Here is a 20,451-nt window from a genome sequence, read left to right as displayed (position 1 = left end):
ACATTTAACACTTAAAATGTGTATTATGTTTATTTTTTTCACTAAAATTGGGCTCTTTTTTATATTTAAATTAATTGTAATGAATACAAGTAAAATTACTGTAATACTTCTATTTCTAGTTGCAACCGTTTTTGGTCAACAAAAAATCACTATCGAAAATATTTACGGCGGCGCTTTCCGAGCAAAAGGAATGGATGAATTGCAGTCTTTAAAAAATACAGATCAATATACTGTATTAAATATTGATAGAGCGAGCAGAAGTATGCAGATTGATTTATATGATTTTGCAACTTTAAAAAAAGTATCTAATTTAATTGATACTAAAAATCATAGAGAATTATCAGAAGGTATTGATAGTTATACTTTTGATGCATCGGAGAAGAAAATTTTAATTGCTTGCAATACCAATCAGATTTTCCGTCACTCTTTTACAGCAGATTATTATTTATATGATATCGCTTCTAAATCGCTAACGAAACTTTTTGATTTTCAGGTTCAAGAGCCAACTTTTTCTCCAGACGGATCTAAAATTGCTTACGCAAGAGAAAATAACTTATATGTATATGATGTAGTTTCAAAAAAATCTACTCCGATTACAACTGATGGTAAAAAAAATGCGGTAATTAATGGTATTACGGATTGGGTTTACGAAGAAGAATTTGCATTTGTTCGTGCTTTTGATTGGAGTAAAGACAGTAAAAAAGTAGCTTACATTCGTTTTGACGAAAGCCAAGTTCCTGAGTTTTCAATGTCAATGTTTCATAAAGATTTGTATCCAACAATTGAGACGTTTAAATATCCAAAAGCAGGAGAAAAAAATTCAGAAGTTTCATTGCATATTTATGATGTAGCGGCGGCTGCAACTAAAAAAGTTGATTTAGGAAAATATAATGACTTCTACATTGCAAGATTACAATGGACTAACGATGCAAATGTCCTTTCTGCACAAGTTTTAAATCGCCACCAAGATAATTTAGATTTATTGTTTGTTGATGGAAATACAGCAACGGCAAAAGTAGTTTTGAATGAAAAAGATAAAGCTTACGTAGATGTAACAGATAACTTAACGTTCTTAAAAGACAACAGTTTTATCTGGACAAGCGAAAAAGACGGTTTCAATCATATTTATTTATATGATAAAAATGGAAAACTTAAAAATCAAGTTACAAAAGGAAACTGGGAAGTAACTTCTTACTACGGTTTTGATGAAAAAACAAAAACTATTTTCTACCAATCTACAGAAAATGGTTCAATCAATAGAGATCTTTACAGAATCTCATTAGACGGGAAAAACAAATTACGTTTGTCTAAAAAAGTAGGAACAAGCGCGGCAACTTTTAGCCCGAACTTCCAATATTTTATTACAACTTTCTCAAGCAATCTAGTGCCTACGACTTATACTTTAAACGAGTCAAAAACTGGAAAAGAAATTCAAGTTATCGAAAACAATCAAGCTCTTGCTGATAAATTGAAAGCGTATAACTTGCCTGCAAAAGAATTTATCGTTTTAAAAACAGCAAAAGGAAACGAATTAAATGCTTGGATTTTAAAACCAAAAGATTTTGATCCTTCAAAAAAATATCCTGTTTTTATGTACCAATATTCTGGTCCAGGATCTCAACAAGTAAACAACGATTGGAATAATACTGACGATTATTGGTTCTTGTCTCTTACACAACAAGGTTATATTGTAGCTTGCGTTGACGGAAGAGGAACTGGTTTTAAAGGTGCAGATTTCAAAAAAGTGACTCAGAAAGAATTAGGAAAATATGAGGTCGAAGATCAAATCGATGCGGCAAAAGTAATCGGTTCTTACTCTTATGTTGATCCTGCAAGAATTGGAATTTTCGGATGGAGTTATGGAGGATTTATGGCTTCAAACTGTATTTTTCAAGGAAATGATGTTTTCAAAATGGCAATCGCTGTGGCTCCGGTAACCAACTGGAGATTCTATGATAGCGTTTACACAGAAAGATACATGCAGACTCCACAAGAAAACGCAAGCGGATACGATCAAAATTCTCCAATTAATCACGTTGATAAATTAAAAGGTAAATTTTTATTGATTCACGGTTCAGGAGATGATAATGTTCATGTGCAGAATTCAATGCAAATGATGGAAGCTTTAATTCAGGCAAACAAACAATTTGATTCTCAAATTTATCCAGATAAAAATCACGGAATTTATGGCGGAGCGACAAGAATCCAGCTGTATAATAAAATGACTAATTTTATCAAAGAAAATCTATAATCTAAATCTTTTAAACTTAATTAAATAAGCGAATAATATGGGAGAAACTCAAGTAAAAACTGCGCATCCAAAAGGACTTTGGGTATTGTTTGGAACGGAGATGTGGGAGCGGTTCAATTTTTATGGAATGCGAGCTTTATTGACTTTATTTCTTGTAAATTCATTATTAATGAAAGAAGAAGAAGCGTCATTAATTTATGGAGGTTTCTTAGGGCTTTGTTATTTAACACCAATGCTTGGAGGTTTTGTGGCAGACCGCTATTTAGGTAATAGAAATTGTATTTTATTAGGCGGATTGTTAATGGCAACTGGGCAAATGCTTTTGTTTACAAGCGGAAGTGTTTTTGAATCTAATTTAGATTTAGCTAAAATTATCATGTATTCTGCTTTAGGAGTTATTGTTTTTGGTAACGGATTCTTTAAACCAAACATTTCTAGTATGGTTGGAAGTTTATATCCAAAACAAGAAAAAACAAAATTAGATAGTGCTTTCACTATTTTCTACATGGGAATTAATATTGGAGCTTTTTTAGGTCAGTCAATTTGCCCTTTATTAGGAGATGTTAAAGATGCTGGAGGAATTAGAGATATTCACGCTTTCAGATGGGGATTCATGGCGGCTTCTGTTGCAATGTTGTTAGGTACTGTTCTTTTTTACTTCTTGAAAAATAAATATGTAGTTTCTCCAGAAGGAAAACCACTAGGAGGGCTTCCTTCTAAAAATGATGCTTCGGATTTTGAAGAAGGAGAAGCGCAGCAAGCAAACTTTTCTAGTAAATCTTTAGCAATTGCAGGTATTGCATTTGTCGCTTTAGGATTCTTTTTTCACTACGTTGTAGGGCAAAATTTAATTTATACTTTGATTTATTCAAGTGGTTTGGCTTTAGCAGGTTTAATTATTTCTGATACTTCTTTAACTAAAATTGAAAGAGACAGAATTATTGTAATCTACATTGTGTCATTCTTTATTATTTTCTTCTGGGCAGCGTTTGAGCAAGCGGGTTCTTCTTTAACCTTTATTGCGGATAACCAAACAGACAGACATTTCTTTGGTTGGGCAATGCCTCCTTCAATGGTTCAGATTTTCAACGGAATGTTTGTTGTAATTTTAGCTGTTCCTTTTAGTATTCTTTGGGATACTTTAAGAGCTAAAGGAAAAGAGCCGATTTCTCCAGTAAAATTAGCTGTTGGTTTAGTTGTGATTTCGGTAAGTTTCTTTATGATTGCAACTCAGGTTTCTTATATCGGAACTTCAGGACTTTTGTTAGTAAAATGGTTAATTTTATTATATTTCCTAAATACATGTGCTGAGTTATGTTTATCTCCAATTGGTCTATCATTGGTGGGTAAATTGTCTCCAAAACGTTTTGCATCATTGTTATATGGAGTATTCTTCTTGTCTAATGCATCTGGTTATGCTTTAGGAGGAACTTTAGGTTCTATATTGCCTGCAACGGGAGATAAATTTGCAAAAGCAAAAGAACTAGGAATCGATCTTCAAGCAGTTTTAGATAAAAAAATAACACCATCTGCAGAGCAATTGGCTTTGTTGGATCACCATCAAATTAGTGCTCAAAATCCAATTTTTGCAGGATTTGAGATTCATAACTTATATGAATTCTTTATGGTATTTGTTGTTCTAACTGGTATTGCAGCTATTTTGTTATTTGCTTTAACTCCAGTGTTGAAGAAATTAATGCACGGTGTTAGATAAAATGGAAAACAAAATTACTTTAGAAGAAATTCAAAATTTTGAAGGCAAGTACCCAAAGCAATTGTGGTACTTGTTTTTAGTTGAAATGTGGGAACGTTTTTGTTTCTACGGAATGAGAGGGGTTTTAGCAGTTTTCATGGTAGACCAATTGGGTCTGGTTGAAGGAAAAGCAAATCTTCAATATGGAGCTGTGCAGGCTTTCGTTTATGCTTTTACGTTTATTGGTGGAATTTTTGCCGATAAAGTTTTAGGATTTAAAAAATCGCTTCTTTTTGGAGGAATCGTTATGATTTTGGGTAATTTGCTAATTGCTGCAAATCCGCACGATTTCTTTTACTACGGAATAACGCTTTCTATTATTGGAACTGGTTTTTTTAAGCCAAATGTTTCTTCGATGGTTGGAGAACTTTATCATGAAAACGACGGTCGTCGTGACGCAGGTTACGGATTGTTTTATGCCGGAATTAATATTGGAGGAATGCTTGGTGGAGCAATTCCAATTTATTTAGGGAAAAATTATTCATGGAGTCTTTGTTTTCTTTCAGCGGCAATCGTTATGATAATTGGTGTTGTGACTTTTCTTTTGACTAAAAAACATCTAGCACCAATTGGAAATTCTCCTTTAGAAAACCATGAACCTAAGAAACGTAATTTATATGAAATTGCTGTTTATGTGGGTTCTTTTGTGGTGATTCCGTTGGTTTACATAATGGTTATCAATTCTGATTTTACAGAATATTTTATGTATACAATTGGAATTGCGGCTGTAGGGTACTTTTTGTTCGAGTTGATACAAATTAAAGATGCGAAACAACAACGAAAGCTCTTAGCGGCATTTATCTTTATTTTTGGATACTTTATGTTTATGGCAATTTCTGAGCAATCTGGAGGTTCATTGTCATTGTTTGCGAAAGATAATTTAACTAATAAACTGTTGTTCTTCAATATCGATCCAAACGTGGTTAATAATAGTATAAACTCACTTTATGTTATTATTTTTAGTCCATTATTAGGCTTTTTGTGGATTTATATGTCTAAACGAAAAATTGAACCTAATACTGTTGTTAAGTTTGGTTTGTCATTTATTCTGTTGGCGGCAGGTTTCTTTATCTTTTATGCAGCTAGATATTTTGTAAACCAAGACGGATTAAGTTCTCTAGATGTATTTGCTTTAGGATATCTTTTGTATACGTTAGGTGAATTATGCATTGGTCCAATTGGAATGTCTGTAATTACTAAATTATCTCCAAAAAGATTATTTGGAATGATGATGGGATTATGGTTTCTTTCAAGCGCATTTGGTCAATTTGCTGCCGGTAAATTAGGAGCCGAAATGTCTGATGCAAATACAGGAACTACCTTAATGTCTAAGCTTATTGCTTATACAGACGGATACTATCAATTAGCGATTTATGCATTAGTTGCAGGAATTGCATTAATTGTTTTAACTCCGTTAATCAGAAGGTTGATGCAAGAAGTTAAATAATTATATTGTAATTAGTTTTTACATAAATTTGCAGAAAATTCCTCATTATGAAAAAAATAATACTTATTGCTTTCATTTTACTTGGTGCTATGAGTCTTCAGGCACAAGAGCTAAAATGGTATACAGATGTTAGAGAAGCGATTACTGTTAGTAATAAAGAGCAAAAACCAATGTTGATGTTTTTTACAGGGAGTGATTGGTGCGGTTGGTGTATACGTTTACAGAACGAAGTTCTTAAGACAGAAGAGTTTAAAAAATGGGCAGCAATAAATGTAGTTTTGGTGGAATTAGATTACCCAAGAGCTGTTCCTCAAACGCCAGAACTTAAGAATCAAAATCTTGAGTTGCAGCAAGCTTTTGCAATTCAAGGTTTTCCGACGGTTTTCTTCACGAGTGCAGAAACTAAAGACGGAAGAGTTAATTTTAAAGGTCTTGGTAAAACAGGATATGTTGCTGGTGGCCCATCTGCTTGGTTAACAGTTGCTGAAGGAATTGTTCATCCGAAGAAATCTTAAAGAAAGATAAAATCTTAATTTTTTATATAAAGTCCCTTGTTTTTACAAGGGACTTTTTTTGTTTCGTAAGAAAATAAGTTCATTTCAATAAACAAATTATGATTTTTATATTTTATTGTTATTAAAAAAACATATAATGTATTTTTTGTGCTAATAAAAATTGGAAAATTAAAATATTATGTTAATTTCGTTTTGCTAATCTAACCAAAACCAATTAATATGACCAAAAAACTACTTATCCTACTGTTTTTTTTGGGTTCATTTTTTATGCAAGCGCAAAATTTAGCATGGCGAACTAATATGACAGACGCGATTGCAATTAGTAATGAGCAAAGAAAACCAATGTTGATTTTATTCACTGCCTCAGGTGTACCAGACAATCTTCAAAACGAAATTTTTAAAACTCCTGATTTTGCCGTATGGTCGCGTGATAACGTGGTCTTAGTAAAATTAGACTTGTCAGACATGAATGCTTCTGATAGTGATCGCGAACAGAATGTAAAATTGAAAAATGCATTCGGTGTAGAAGAACTTCCAGAAGTATGCTTTGCCATGGCATCAGTTAGAAAAAACAAAACAACATTCAGTGCCCTAGGGAAAATCGCCTACAAACCTGGTGGAGCAAAAGCTTGGATTGCAGAATCAAACACGATTTTACATCCGCCTGAATAACGATTTCATTTCAACTTTTATTTTAATTTTTTTTTGATGCCTCTCTGTCCCGACGGAGAGGTATTTTTTTTATTTAAAAAATTATGAATAGAGAATTTGATTTTTTATCGCATCGTTTTTTAAAAAATTAATAAAATAAGATTCGTTTATTATCAAAGTGATTTTAATTATTAAATCAGCATTTTTTATTCGTTAAATAATTAGTTTGGTGTTGTTTTTATATTATTTTAGTCGTATTAACTTAACCAAAACCAATTTATTATGCTCCAAAAACTACTTATTTTAGTGCTCTTTTTGAGCTCATTTTTTGTGCGTTCTCAAGGTTTAGTTTGGAGAACCGATATTAATGAAGCTGTTACAGTAAGCTCAGAACAAAGAAAACCATTGCTTATTTTTTTTACAGGACAAGGCGTTGGGCAGAAATTTCAAAATGAAATTTTTGCTACACGTGACTTTGAAGACTGGTCTCGTAAAAATGTTATTTTAGTAAAACTTGATCTTTCGGATCAAACAGTTTCTGAAAACATAAAAGAACAGACTGTGCGATTGAAAAATGCTTTTGGAGTTCAACAAATTCCGCAAGTGTGTCTAACCGAAGTTTATTTAAGGAAAGGAAGAACTAGTTTTAATAAATTAGGTTTAATGTCGGATAATCAATCAGGGATAAAATCTTGGTTAGACGAATGCAATTCGATGTTAAATAAAGAATAATCAAAACTACAATTTATAGTATCCCTTTTCTTTCGTTGAATGAAAAGGGATATTTTTTTTCAAACAGCTTTCTTTCCAATATTTTTGAATGGAATTCGAATTTGATCCGTCTGCAATTATCATTTTTGGCTGTATTTTTCTTAATAATCGGTCTAAATTTACCTTTGGATTTTGTGTAATAAGCAATAGATCTGGCGATGAATAAGATGGATAAATTCCTGAACTATCTATTATAACAATTTTTTTGTTTTTAAAATACATCAGATTTTTTAAAGATTCGGTTTTACTTAAAGAAACAGAATTTCCGACTAGATAAGAATTTATAATTCTGTCATTTTGATCATTTTTAAATAGTGTATCTCTTTTATAAAACACAATGTTTCTTCCTGTACGAGTAGAAATTAATGTGTTGTTTTTTTGGTTGTAAATAATAAATTCTTTTCCTCTTTCGATTTGAATTTTATAAATGATGAATGACAACTGCACTAAAATTACGGAACTCATCACAAATATTATTTTAGTAAAATTTGGTTTTTTTAGCCAAATAATGCTGCTAATTATTAAAAGATAAAATGTTAGCAAATAATAAGAATTAAAGCTGATGTCTCGAATAACAAATGAATCTACCGAAGCAACCGCATGTATCATTAGGTTTAAAAGATAAATGCTTTTTTCAAAAATCATTGTTATAAATAATGGCGGGCTTGTAAAAATGGCAATTAGCATTACAACAATTCCAGCGATCATTATAAAAGATAAAACGGGAAGAATAATAATATTGGTAACGAAGAATAAGCCAGGAAATTGATGAAAATAATAAAGGCACAAAGGTAAAGTACCTATTTGAGCGGCAAAAGAAACAGTCAAAGCTTCCCAAATGTAATTTGTGAGTTTGTTTTTTGGTTTGTAAATATTCTTTAAAAGCGGCTGTAGCCAGATAATAAAAAACAATGCCAAATAGCTTAATTGAAATCCGACATCAAATAAAAAGTAAGGTTCGAATAATAATATAAGGAGAATTGAAGCTAGTAAAGTATGATAAATATTGCCGTTTCTTCGTAAATGATTTCCAATTGCAACAAAAGAAAACATAACAACAGATCTTAAAACTGAAGGAGATAAACCCGAAATAACAGCAAATCCGGCTAAAGAAATTAGAATAGAAAACAGTTTAAAAAATGAGCCTTTACTTGTATTTGGTATTGGTTTTAAAATAAAAGTAATAAAAAGCATTATAAAACCTACGTGTAAGCCAGAAACTGATAAAATGTGTGTTGCTCCAGAATATTGATAATCTTGAATAATATCTTGTGAAATTTCTTGCTGTTGTCCTAAAATCAAAGCGAGGGCTACATTCATTTCTTCTTTGTTGAATTTTGATTTTTCAAGATTTAAAATGATTCGAGAATGTAGTTTGGCGCAATAATACCAAATGTCTTTTTGAGTGGTTTTGCTAACTGAAATTTCTTTTTTTTGGCAATAGATTTGAGCATAAATCTGTTTGTTAGCCAAATATCTACTGTAATCAAATTGATTCGGATTTTTATTGGATTGATTGCGTTGCAAAACGGTTTCAATTTTAATGCTATTTCCAATTACAAGAGGATTTGTTGTGCTGTCTCTTTGAATGTTGACAATTATTTTCCCTGAAAAATTCTTGCCTGAAATAGATTTTATTAATCCGATATAACGATCAGCGTAATCGTTGCTTTTTAGTTTTTCTCTAAGAATTAAAGTTATGGTTTGCTTTTTTTCGAATGCGCGTTCGCAATGTGTGTAATTTGTTTTTTGAAGATTTTCGGTATGACTTAATAGGGTAAAAATACCAATAGAAAAAGCAAGAAAATAGGTTGAAAACCCAAATGAGAAATCATTTCTGCGGTATTTTAAATTCCATAAATAGAAAAAAGAAAATAAAACAGATGAGAATGACAGTATTATTGTTGCTAACGTAACGGAACAATTAATATAATAAACGGTAATTATGCCAAATAAAAAGGCAATTGTAATTTTTACTAACGGAAAATCTAATACTTTCATGTTCTAAAAGTATTAAATATTTGTAAGAAAAATAATAAAAAAAATGATTTTTACGGAAGGATTCTATTTACTTGCTCGAAAGCATTTTTGTAATATGCCTCTTTGGTTGAAGAAATAATTACTCCTTTTGAAGTAGAAGAATGGACAAATTTTATTTCATCAGAATTGACTTCTGTAATAAGTCCAACGTGATTTATCTGTCTGCTTTTATTGGTTTTAAAGAAAATTAAATCGCCTTTTCTGGCATCATTTAGCGGAATCACTTTTCCAATTTTTGCCTGTTCGTAAGAAGCTCTTGGCAGTGGAATGTTTTCACTTTGAAAAGTAGTATAAACCAATCCAGAACAATCAAAACCACTTCTTGTAGTTCCTCCAGCTTTATAACGAACACCAATATTTTCTGTTGCTTTTTCGATTAAATTATTAACTAAAGCTCTATTTTCTTTTTTTGATTCGTTTTTGGTTGCAACAGCCGAAGTCGATTTACAAGAAGTAAAAGCAACGGCTAAAAGCAGGAAAATTATAATTCTTTTCAAAACAGAAGTTTTAAGTTTATTTTTTTAAATCGGCAACAATCAATTCTGCAGTTTTTTTACTTGCGCCAATTCCGCCCAGTTTTTGTTCTAAAACATCATAATTATGGAGCACTTTTTTGCGATATTCTGGTTCTAATAATTTTTGAAGCTCTTCTTTAATTCGTTTTTTATTGCATTCTCCCTGAATTAATTCTGTCACAACTTCTTGATCCATAATTAAATTGACAAGAGAAATGTATTTTAAGGTAATAATGCGTTTTGCAATTTGATATGAAACCTCGCTTCCTTTATAGCAAACTACTTCGGGAACTTTAAAAAGCGCCGTTTCAAGAGTTGCAGTTCCAGAAGTTACCAAGGCGGCAGTCGACGAACGAAGCAGATCGTAGGTTTTGTTAGAAACAAATGCGATATTTTTATTTTTTAGAAATTGCTGATAAAATTCGTATTCCTGACTCGGAGCGCCAGCAATTACAAATTCGTAATCCTGAAAATCATCAACAACGCTCAGCATTACGCTTAGCATTTTGGTAATTTCCTGTTTACGGCTTCCTGGCAAAACGGCAATAATTGGTTTTTCGCCTAAATTATTTTCTTTTCTAAATATAGCTTCATCAAAAGCAGGCTGATTCTGAATGGCATCAATTAATGGATGTCCTACAAAATCTACTGGAAAATGATGTTTGTCTTCGTAAAAACTTTTTTCGAAAGGCAGAATAACAAACATCTTATCAACATCTTGTTTGATTGCATTAATGCGATTTTCTTTCCAAGCCCAAATTTGTGGAGAAATGTAATAATGTGTTTTGTATCCTAATTCTTTAGCCCATTTTGCAATTCGCATATTAAAACCTGGATAATCAATAAAAATGATTACATCTGGCTGAAATTCAGAAATGTCTTTTTTACAGATTTTAATATTGTTTAAAATGGTTTTCAAGTTAAAAACAACTTCAATAAATCCCATAAAAGCCAATTCACGATAGTGTTTAACTAAAGTTCCGCCAACTTTTTGCATTAAATAGCCGCCCCAAAATCTAATTTCTGCTTCAGGATCTTCAATGTATAATGCTTTCATTAAGTTCGAACCGTGCAAATCTCCAGAAGCTTCTCCTGCAATTATGTAATATTTCATGTTGGTTTTTTTGAATGTGCTAAAGTTGTAATTCCGTATTAACGGTAACTTCGCAAAGATAAGATTTTAAACAATTAATGTAGAAATTGCCAGTACAATCACGGCTAAAATTACACCACGAGCCATTAATTCTTTATTTCTTTTTAATAAAATAGCAAAAACGGCAAGATCTAAAAGTGTTCCTAAAGTAATGATTTTTCCAAGATATCCCTGTTCTTTTATAATTTGAAGTCCAGAGGAAATATCAAAATTGGTAAAAAAAGTAATGAACAAATAGCTTCCTAAAAGTGCGGTAAAAATTCCGATTATAAAACCGATTCCTAATTCTTTAATCATTTAATTTCCAAGTGTTAAGTTGCTGAATGGAGTGGTGAGCAGTTAAGTCAAATTGAACGGGAACTACCGAAACATAGCCGTTTTCTAATGCCCATTCGTCCGTATCTTCTCCTTTATCTTCGTTTACAAATTTTCCGGCAAGCCAATAATAATCTTTTCCAAAAGGAGTTTGTCTTTTGTCAAATTTCTGTGCGTAATAGGCTTTCGCTTGACGGCAAACTTTAATTCCTTTTATTTCAGATTCTTTCAATTTTGGAAAATTGACATTTAAAACTACTCCAGGCGGAAGTTTATTAGCTAAGGTTTCTAACGTAATTCTTTTTACAAAAGATTTAATTTGCTCAAAATCAGCATTCCAATCAAAATCTAATAACGAAAAACCGATCGATTGAATGCCTTCAATTCCTGCTTCTACGGCGGCGCTCATCGTTCCCGAATAAATTACATTTATAGAAGAATTGGAACCGTGATTGATGCCCGAAACACACAAATCTGGTTTGCGTTTTAAGATTTCGTTTACGGCTAATTTTACACAATCGACAGGAGTTCCAGAACAGCTGTATTCTGCGATTGGATCGTTTTCTTTCGAAATTTTATCTAAAAATAAAGTGTTATTGATTGTAATTGCATGCCCCATTGCACTTTGAGGTTTGTCTGGAGCAACGACGATGACTTCGCCGATTGTTTCCATGACACTAATTAGTGCTCTAATTCCTGGAGCTAAAATACCGTCGTCATTGGTAACAAGTATTAGAGGTTTTTCGGCTTTCATTTTATGAATATTATGTGTAATTTTAACAATTGTAAGATTTTAAAAACAAATGTAGTGACAGATCTTTCCAGATAAGTCACAAATATTGTAAAATTTGTCAACTAAGTTAAAGAACTTTTTTGCGAATTAAACATTTTTATATCTTTAACAAAAAATTATCGTGACGTTAGCTATCGTGGCATAGTTTTTAACGTAACTTAGATTAAAAAATTGATGAATGCTATTATAAAGTTTATGAAAAGAAATTATAAGATAATTATAGCCGTGTTGTGCTTGTCGCTGACATTATTCGCTTTTAAGATGAATGCCGATAGGACAATTGATCCGGATCCGAACAGAGATAAAACACTTTTAGAATTATTAGCATTTGTTATTGAAAAAGGACACTACAGTCCAGCAGAAATAAATGATGAATTTTCGAAAGGTATTTTTAAAGACTATATTGATGCGTTAGATCCTTCAAAAAGATTCTTTCTTCAATCTGATATTGACGAATTTAAGCAATATGAATTAATGCTTGACGATCAATTTTTGAATAAAGATATCACTTTCTTCAATCTTACTTATACAAGGTTGATGAAACGTATGGAAGAAAGCAAAAAACGTTATAAAACAATTTTGGCTCAGCCTTTTAATTATAATGTTGATGAGACTTTTAACGCTGATTACGAGAACATTCCATATGCAAAAAACTTAGCGGAAATTAATGAAAGATGGAGAAAACAAATTAAATTGTCGACTCTTTCTTCATTGGTGACAAAACAAAAAATTGAAGAGGAAAAGAAGAAAAAAGATCCTGGATACAAAGAGAAAACTTTTGATGCTTTAGAAAAAGAAACACGCGAGAGTTCTTTAAAATCTTTAGATGACAACTTCAGTGTTATTAAAGATTTAAATAGAGAATATTGGTTTTCTGTGTATTTGAATTCAATTATGGCTCGTTTTGATCCACATACAAGCTATTTTGCTCCTGAAGAAAAAGATCGTTTTGATGTAAATATCAGTGGTAAATTGGAAGGTATTGGAGCTCGTTTGACTAAGAAAAATGATTTCACTCAAATTGATGAATTGATTTCTGGAGGTCCTGCTTGGAAAGGAAAACAACTAGAAGCTGGAGATTTAATCTTGAAAGTTGCTCAAGGAAATGAGGAGCCAGTTGATGTTGTTGGAATGCGTCTGGATGATGTTGTAAAGAAAATTAAAGGTCATAAAGGAACAGAAGTTAAACTGACAGTTAAAAAAGTTGACGGTTCTATCAAAGTAATTTCTATTATTCGTGATGTTGTGGAAATTGAAGAAACGTATGCTAAATCTAGTATTGTAGAGAAAAACGGTTTAAAATATGGTGTAATTTATCTTCCTAAATTCTATATCGATTTTGAAAATAAAGACGGACGTGATGCAGGAAAAGATATTGCGCTTGAAGTAGAAAGATTGAAAAAAGAAAACGTTAACGGAATTGTTTTGGACGTTCGTGATGACGGTGGAGGATCTCTTTCTACAGTAGTTGATATTGCTGGTTTATTTATCGAAGAAGGACCAATTGTACAGGTAAAATCTGCAGGTAAAAAGAAAGAAGTTTTATACGATAAAGATAAAAAAATCGAATGGGATGGTCCGTTAGTAATTATGGTAAACAGTTTCTCTGCTTCGGCATCTGAAATTTTAGCTGCTGCAATTCAAGATTATAAACGTGGAATTATTATCGGAAGTAAACAAACTTACGGTAAAGGAACTGTTCAAAACGTATTAGATTTAAATCAGTTTGTACGAAATGCAAACTATGGAGATCTTGGAGCTTTGAAAATTACAGGTCAAAAATTCTACAGAATTAATGGAGGTTCAACTCAATTAGAAGGTGTTCATAGTGATGTGGTAATGCCAGATCGTTACGCTTACCTAAAAATGGGAGAAAGAGATATTGATAATGCAATGCCTTGGGATAAAATTGATCCAGCAGATTACACAACTTGGACTTCTAGCGAAAATTTCAATAAAGCTATTTTAAACAGTAAAAATAGAATTGCTCAAAATGCTCAATTCAAATTGATTGAAGATAATGCAAAATGGATTGATGTTAAGAATAAAGAAAACACATACAGCTTGAATATTAAGAGTTTTAAAGAAACTCAAGAACAAGTTGAAAACGAAGGAAAAAAATACAAACCAATTTCTGATTATAAAAACAGCTTAATTTTTAAATCTCTTCCGTACGAAGACGCTGAAACTGCTAATGACGCAGCTTTAAAAGAAAAAAGAGATGCTTGGCATCAAGCTTTATCTAAAGACGTTTATGTTGAAGAAGCTTTAAATGTTTTGGATGATTTGCAAACAAAAGGATTGGTAAAAAATAACGTTGTTTCTCCTAAAATGAAAAAGGATAAACTAGTGAAGTCTTAAATTCAAAAAGAATTTAATTTGTTTAAAAACGCTCTATAAATTTTAATTTATGGAGCGTTTTTTTGTATGTTTAACTTCTAAAAATAGTATTATGAAAGTTTGTTTTAGTCTGATATTGTTGAGCTTTGCATTAACGTCTTGTAAAAAAGAAATCGTAAAAAGTGATGAAGATATTACCAAAGGAGAAGTTGTTTCGTTTAAAGGAAATACGAGTGCGAACGATTCTTTGTATACGGTTGCTTATCTTCCAACTTCTACCACAAAACAAATTGTGAAACATAAATATTATACGCTTTCATATAATGAAAAATTCGAACAAGCCGAATGGGTTGCATACGAATTGAAAAAGGAATATTTGAAAAACAACGATTTTAAAAGGCCTTATTTTATAGAAGATCCAAAAGTAACTACAGGTTCTGCTGATTGGAGAAATTATAAAAAATCAGGTTATGATAAAGGTCATCTTTGTCCTGCTGGAGATATGGAATTTAGTAAAGAGGCTTATAATGATACTTTTTACACTTCGAATATTTCTCCTCAGAAAAAAGAATTTAATGCTGGAATCTGGAATAGGATAGAGCAGAAGACACGTTATTGGGCTGGAAAATATAATGACATTTACGTTGTAACAGGTGGAATTGCAAAAGATTCAGATAAAAAAATAGGAACAGAAGAAGTCGCTGTTCCTAAATATTTTTATAAAATTGTTTTGGCAAAATCTGGAAAAGAGCACAAGGCAATTGCATTTTTGGTTCCAAATGAGAAAAGCGACAAATCTATTTACGATTTTGTAGTTCCGATTGAGACTTTAGAAAAAATGACTGGAATTGATTTCTTTCCGAATCTTAAAAATTTAAAAAGTAGTAAGGACTTTTAAATCTGCAATAGTTTCTGTTGGATTTTCAGCTCTAAAAACAAAGCTTCCAGCAACTAAAACATCTGCACCAGCTTCTACTAGTTGTTTGGCATTTTTGCTTGTTACGCCGCCGTCAATTTCAATTAATGTTGACGCATTTTTACGTGTAATTAATGCTTTTAGTTTTTTGACTTTGTCGTAAGTGTTTTCAATAAATGATTGTCCGCCAAATCCAGGATTGACGCTCATGATGCAAACCACGTCGATATCGTTTATAACATCTTCTAATAAATCAACATTTGTATGCGGATTCATTGCTACTCCGGCTTTCATTCCTTCTGCTTTTATTGCTTGAAGTGTTCTGTGTAAATGTGTACAAGCTTCATAATGCACAGTTAATCCATTTGCTCCTAAATCTGCAAAAGTTTTAATATATCGATCTGGATCAATAATCATTAAATGTACATCGATATATTTTTTTGCGTGTTTTGAAATTGCTTCTAAAACAGGCATTCCAAAAGAGATGTTAGGTACAAAAACTCCATCCATAATATCGATATGAAACCAATCAGCTTGACTGTTGTTAATCATTTCGACATCGCGTTGTAAATTGGCAAAATCTGCTGCAAGAACTGAAGGAGCTATAAATGTGTTTTTCATTATGTAGTTATGTGTTGTTTTTACAAAGATAATTTTTTTATGCTGTGTGCAGAAATTTAAACGCAAAGAGCGCTAAGATTTTACGCAAAGTTCGCTAAGTTTTTGTTTGAAATTAATTAAGAAAATGAAGTTCTCAAAGCTTTGTGTTCTCTGTATGCTTTTAAAATTAACAACAAAAACTTAGCGAACTTTGCGTAGTCCTTTGTGTTCTTTGCGTTAAAAAAATTATGCGCTATATATTAAAAAACTTTTCGGCTAAAAATAAAAAACTCCGGTAATCAGCCGGAGTTTCAATCATCAATCAAAAAACGAACAGTCAATCAAACTGTTGTTTGCTTTACAAAGGTTTCATGTTTCATGTTTCAAGTTACACGAAGCAACCTGAAACTTTAAACCTGAAACAAATATTGTTTATCCTAAATAAGTTTTAAGGATTTTACTTCTAGAAGTGTGTTTCAATCTACGGATTGCTTTTTCTTTAATCTGACGAACACGCTCACGAGTTAGGTCGAAAGTTTCTCCAATTTCTTCAAGAGTCATTGGGTGCTGATCGCCAAGACCAAAATACAAACGTACTACATCTGCCTCTCTTGGAGTTAATGTTTCTAAAGAACGCTCGATTTCAGTACGAAGAGATTCGTGAATTAATTCTCTATCAGGATTTGGAGATTCTCCAGAACGTAATACGTCATAAAGGTTAGAATCTTCTCCTTCAACAAGAGGTGCATCCATAGATAGGTGACGTCCAGAGTTTTTCATAGACTCTTTTACGTCGTTTACAGTCATGTCAAGTTCTTTTGCAATTTCCTCAGCAGAAGGCGGACGCTCGTTAGATTGCTCTAATAAAGCGTACATTTTGTTGATTTTATTGATAGAACCAATTTTGTTTAATGGTAAACGTACAATACGAGATTGTTCAGCCAAAGCTTGAAGAATCGATTGACGAATCCACCATACAGCGTAAGAAATGAATTTAAAACCACGAGTTTCATCAAAACGTTGTGCCGCTTTAATTAAACCTAAGTTTCCTTCATTAATTAAATCCGGAAGAGTTAATCCTTGATTTTGATATTGTTTAGCCACAGATACTACGAAACGTAGGTTGGCTTTTGTTAGTTTTTCTAAAGCTCTTTGATCACCAGCCTTTATTCTTTGTGCTAATTCTACCTCTTCATCAGCGGTAATTAGGTCAACTTTTCCAATTTCTTGTAGATATTTATCTAACGATGCAGTTTCACGATTAGTTACCTGCTTGGTGATTTTAAGTTGTCTCATGTTGTTGTCTCCCTATTTTTTTAAAGTGTACAAATGGTTATACGTAAGTAGTATCAAAAAAGTTACAATTTATTAGAAAAAAAAAATAAAAAAAACTCCAAAGCATTGAAACAGTGGAGTTTTTAGAGGTAATTATTTTGAATTTTAATTTATTGAAGTTCTTTTACTTCAATAAAATCTTTAATCGAAACGGGATTTCCTTTTTCGGTAAAGCCTTCGATGTTTATTTCGTATGTTCCAGGAAGATCAGAAGTGAAAAAAGTGATAGCTTTTCCGTTGTTCAAATCCACTTCTGGATTCCATAACAGCTGACTCCTGAAATCTGGAATTCGTTCGTATTTATTGCCTTCACTGTAATCTGTTTGATGATACGATTTTTTTAGTGAAGGTCTTAGAAGAGCTGGTTTTAAAATGTAATTTTCTTTTTGCGGACTGCTGTAATTACCTTCTTCGGTAATAATACTTATTATTCCGTTAAAAACTTTTGGCCCGACATAATATCCTCCTGTTAGGATGTTAATGCTGCGTACATTGTTCATATTATACGTAAAAAGTTCGTTTACATTTTGCAAAAGCAAGCCGTCAACAATAACAAGTGCTGGTTCTGGCGACTGAAATTTTGTGGTGTAATCAACTACGTGTAAGCTGTAATTGTTTCCGTTTTGTTTATAAGAAGCAGCGGTTGCTATTTCGACGATGGTTTCTTTTAAAGTAGGAAATCTGGTAAAGTCGTTAAGATTGTATTCTTTTGAAAGCGGAGCATAAAACGGATCGATTTTTTCTGGCTTTACTATGCTATCGGTTTTATTTAAATAGTAAGCGTTTTCAATTTGACTTGCAATTGATCTTTCCAGTAATGTTTCTTTAAATTCAACTGGCAATCTAAAATTAGGCTGAAAAGATAGTTTACTATATTCTGGTTCATTCATTTTGTCCAATTCTATCGTAAAAGCTTCTTTTTGCTCTCCTAAAACTTGTAAAACAGTTTCATTGCCAACATAATTTTTGTCTAAATTGAAAATGAAATGTCCGTTTTGATCTGTTTTTACTACTTTAAAAGCAAATGATTTTCCTGTTAGCGACAATGCTACGTTGATATTTTGAACGCTTGTTGAATTGTCTTTAGGAATAATCCTGCCTGAAATCATTTCTCCGCGAAGTTCTGGAAGAATTGTCTTTTCTTTTGTTTGCAAAGTTTCAATAGAACCAGCGGTTTTATAAAATTCACTAGCAGTTAGCTGTTTTGTAATCGGCAAATTATCTATTTTTCTAACAGAAAGAGAATAGTTTCCTTTTTCTGGTGTTGAATTTGCAGAAACAATTTCTAAAACAACTTTTTCTCGATTTGTAAAGCTTTTTTTGTCTAGGTTAATTTTAAAGTTATTATCCTTTATTTCTTCTTTATTGAGAGGCAATGCTGTCAAAACAATTGCTTTTTCTGAAGTAGAATTGGTTGACGTATTTTTGTCTTTTGCGGCATTAGCTTCATTAACTTCATAAGGATTTATGATCTTAATGTCGGTTTGAAAAATTTTTGAAACAGACGAATTTAATGTCCAAGTTGTGTATCCTACAAGTTTGTAATTTCCTGTTTTTATTGTGGTAGGAATAAAATAGTCTCCCGCCGCAGTACTATTGTCTAAACGTAGTTTGTTTTTGAAAACAACATTGCTGTTGTTGTCTACAAGTTCCACATAAGCGATTTTGCTAATTGCACTTGGCGTTTTATCGGTACTTTTAAGACAATAGATTTTATACAACAAAGTTTCTCCAGAAACAAATGTTGTGGCATTTGCATGGATAAATAAAGTTTCATTTAAAGAAACCTCTTGTTGAGCGACGATTTGTCTGGTATTGACAAGTAATATCAATAGTAAAATGTGTTTTAATCTTTCCAAAATGAAGGTATTATGTTAGACGCAAATGTTGTACAATCTCCGCAAGCAGCATCTACCATTGTATAGGTTGCTGATCCCGCGCCGGCCACATAGGTAAGGGCGTTGTTTTGTATAGCAGAAATTAAAAGAGGTCCATCGCAAGGAGGATTTGCATTAGATTGAAAACAGAATCTAAATGAAACATTTTCGCAAGGATTCAAATAAGCCGGAGTATTGGTTGGAGGAAATAAATCGGTGTAATTAAAAAAGATTCTTTTAGACGAAACTGTTGCCACATCAAAATATCCTATAACTTTTACGTCAACATTACTGGTACATCTAATATTTCCAGAAATAACACCTGGCTGTTTTGGAGACAATGCACTAGAAGAAGTCGACATTTCTCTTAAGATTTTATGAAAAGTGTAAGCTTCCTGATTTTCTACATATTGTTTTACCAAAATGCTATATCTCTGTGCAATAATGTAATCATCTTCTCTAATAAAGCGAACAGGAAAATTTACACGGTCTTCGGCTAAATTGTTTGTATTTGTAATGATTATGTCTGTTGACTTTTTTGTTGCATAACAAACTTTTTTGTTCGGATCATTGTCTTCCTCAACTGTTATTCTTTGAGGTCCAGTAACGACAGCTCTTTCAGAAGACCATTTTGGGGCTACGATTTTATAAGTTTCTTCATATTCGTATCTGTAATATTTTGAAGTTCCCGTTGGATCATAACTATTTACATTAATTTGAACGCCCAATCCTTCTTTTTCTTTTGTAACAGCTGTAGGAATAATATCTGCAATAGGAGTTGCTGTAGTTAAGGTTTCGCTAGACGATTCGTAAACTTTTCCGTCTTTGGTTTTTATTTCCAAACGATATTGTCTTCCAGAAATAACTTCGAATTCTGATTGTGAAACATATACGCCAGATTGTTCTGTAAAAGCATACTCGTTATTAAGATTGTCTTTTACAATAACCGTTGCGCCAGTTTCTGTAGTTGGCCCTTCGTCTTCGAATCGTGCAGTTTTAGTAATCTTAATTTCTTGTTTTTTAAGTTCGTTTGTTAAAGTTGCTTCAATAACAATTGCTTCTTCGTATGTATTGGTTTGTAAATTATAAGCTTCTGTACAACTATTAATCAATAAGCTTAATAGAAGTAAAAGAATAATTTTACTTGAGTGTTTGATATTTATAGCTTTATGATACATT

At 32.0% G+C, this 20,451-nt stretch carries 17 protein-coding genes; 8 read left to right on the top strand and 9 right to left on the bottom strand.

Annotation, left to right across the window (positions count from 1 at the left end; translation table 11 throughout):
* Window positions 1-79 precede the first annotated feature (79 nt).
* The 6 genes from P0R33_RS10680 to P0R33_RS10655 all read left to right on the top strand — a co-directional run bounded on the left by P0R33_RS10680 (window position 80) and on the right by P0R33_RS10655 (window position 7,349).
* On the top strand, window positions 80-2,251 hold the full coding sequence (locus P0R33_RS10680) for a S9 family peptidase (RefSeq protein WP_276175424.1): 2,172 nt from the start codon (window positions 80-82) through the stop codon (window positions 2,249-2,251).
* A 37-nt stretch (window positions 2,252-2,288) separates the two neighbouring features.
* A complete protein-coding gene (locus P0R33_RS10675; RefSeq protein ID WP_276175423.1) occupies window positions 2,289-3,965 on the top strand; it encodes a peptide MFS transporter in 1,677 nt (558 codons plus the stop codon).
* Window position 3,966: 1 nt separating this feature from the next.
* Window positions 3,967-5,451: a peptide MFS transporter gene (locus P0R33_RS10670; RefSeq protein WP_276175422.1), complete on the top strand. Its 1,485-nt coding sequence runs from the start codon at window positions 3,967-3,969 to the stop codon at window positions 5,449-5,451.
* A 47-nt stretch (window positions 5,452-5,498) separates the two neighbouring features.
* On the top strand, window positions 5,499-5,966 hold the full coding sequence (locus tag P0R33_RS10665; protein ID WP_276175421.1) for a thioredoxin family protein: 468 nt from the start codon (window positions 5,499-5,501) through the stop codon (window positions 5,964-5,966).
* Window positions 5,967-6,185: 219 nt separating this feature from the next.
* A complete protein-coding gene (locus P0R33_RS10660) occupies window positions 6,186-6,638 on the top strand; it encodes a thioredoxin family protein (protein ID WP_276175420.1) in 453 nt (150 codons plus the stop codon).
* A gap of 261 nt (window positions 6,639-6,899) precedes the next feature.
* Entirely contained in the window at window positions 6,900-7,349 is a 450-nt protein-coding gene (locus P0R33_RS10655; RefSeq protein ID WP_276175419.1) for a thioredoxin family protein, read from the top strand.
* Between the two features lie 6 nt (window positions 7,350-7,355).
* Here the strand turns inward: P0R33_RS10655 and P0R33_RS10650 are convergent, their stop codons facing one another.
* From P0R33_RS10650 to surE, 5 genes are all read right to left on the bottom strand, one after another.
* Window positions 7,356-9,389, bottom strand: coding sequence for a ComEC/Rec2 family competence protein (locus P0R33_RS10650; protein ID WP_276175418.1), 2,034 nt, complete (start codon window positions 9,387-9,389; stop codon window positions 7,356-7,358).
* A 50-nt stretch (window positions 9,390-9,439) separates the two neighbouring features.
* The gene (locus tag P0R33_RS10645) at window positions 9,440-9,925 is read right to left on the bottom strand and encodes a C40 family peptidase (protein ID WP_276175417.1); all 486 of its coding nucleotides are present in this window, start codon (window positions 9,923-9,925) and stop codon (window positions 9,440-9,442) included.
* Between the two features lie 16 nt (window positions 9,926-9,941).
* Complete coding sequence (lpxB, locus tag P0R33_RS10640; RefSeq protein ID WP_276175416.1) at window positions 9,942-11,057, bottom strand: lipid-A-disaccharide synthase; 1,116 nt, start codon at window positions 11,055-11,057, stop codon at window positions 9,942-9,944.
* 66 nt (window positions 11,058-11,123) lie between these two features.
* A complete protein-coding gene (locus tag P0R33_RS10635) occupies window positions 11,124-11,393 on the bottom strand; it encodes a hypothetical protein (RefSeq protein WP_276175415.1) in 270 nt (89 codons plus the stop codon).
* Window positions 11,386-12,165 carry a 5'/3'-nucleotidase SurE gene (surE, locus tag P0R33_RS10630; protein ID WP_276175414.1) on the bottom strand — a complete coding sequence of 260 codons (780 nt, stop codon included), beginning with the start codon at window positions 12,163-12,165 and terminating at the stop codon, window positions 11,386-11,388. The genes P0R33_RS10635 and surE overlap by 8 nt, the downstream gene beginning before the upstream one ends.
* 213 nt (window positions 12,166-12,378) lie before the next feature.
* On the opposite strand from surE, the gene P0R33_RS10625 reads away from it, so the two are divergent.
* Window positions 12,379-14,565, top strand: a complete 2,187-nt coding sequence (locus P0R33_RS10625) for a carboxy terminal-processing peptidase (protein ID WP_276175413.1) — start codon at window positions 12,379-12,381, stop codon at window positions 14,563-14,565.
* Between the two features lie 91 nt (window positions 14,566-14,656).
* The gene (locus P0R33_RS10620; RefSeq protein WP_276175412.1) at window positions 14,657-15,442 is read left to right on the top strand and encodes a DNA/RNA non-specific endonuclease; all 786 of its coding nucleotides are present in this window, start codon (window positions 14,657-14,659) and stop codon (window positions 15,440-15,442) included.
* On the opposite strand, the gene rpe is transcribed toward P0R33_RS10620, so the two are convergent.
* The 4 genes from rpe to P0R33_RS10600 all read right to left on the bottom strand — a co-directional run bounded on the left by rpe (window position 15,419) and on the right by P0R33_RS10600 (window position 20,450).
* Window positions 15,419-16,081 (bottom strand): ribulose-phosphate 3-epimerase, encoded by a 663-nt coding sequence (rpe, locus tag P0R33_RS10615; RefSeq protein ID WP_276175411.1) that lies wholly within the window; start codon window positions 16,079-16,081, stop codon window positions 15,419-15,421. The two genes, P0R33_RS10620 and rpe, sit on opposite strands and share 24 nt — an antisense overlap.
* Before the next feature lie 411 nt (window positions 16,082-16,492).
* Complete coding sequence (locus P0R33_RS10610) at window positions 16,493-17,356, bottom strand: sigma-70 family RNA polymerase sigma factor (RefSeq protein WP_007804760.1); 864 nt, start codon at window positions 17,354-17,356, stop codon at window positions 16,493-16,495.
* A gap of 149 nt (window positions 17,357-17,505) precedes the next feature.
* Window positions 17,506-19,254: a hypothetical protein gene (locus P0R33_RS10605; RefSeq protein WP_276175410.1), complete on the bottom strand. Its 1,749-nt coding sequence runs from the start codon at window positions 19,252-19,254 to the stop codon at window positions 17,506-17,508.
* Entirely contained in the window at window positions 19,242-20,450 is a 1,209-nt protein-coding gene (locus P0R33_RS10600; protein WP_276175409.1) for a DUF4249 domain-containing protein, read from the bottom strand. Before P0R33_RS10600 ends, P0R33_RS10605 begins: the two co-directional genes overlap by 13 nt.
* Window position 20,451 lies beyond the last annotated feature (1 nt).

Source organism: Flavobacterium sp. YJ01 (assembly GCF_029320955.1).
GTDB lineage: Bacteria > Bacteroidota > Bacteroidia > Flavobacteriales > Flavobacteriaceae > Flavobacterium.
The sequence above is the reverse complement of the archived record's forward strand: the minus strand, read 5'-3'. Positions and strand labels throughout refer to the sequence as shown.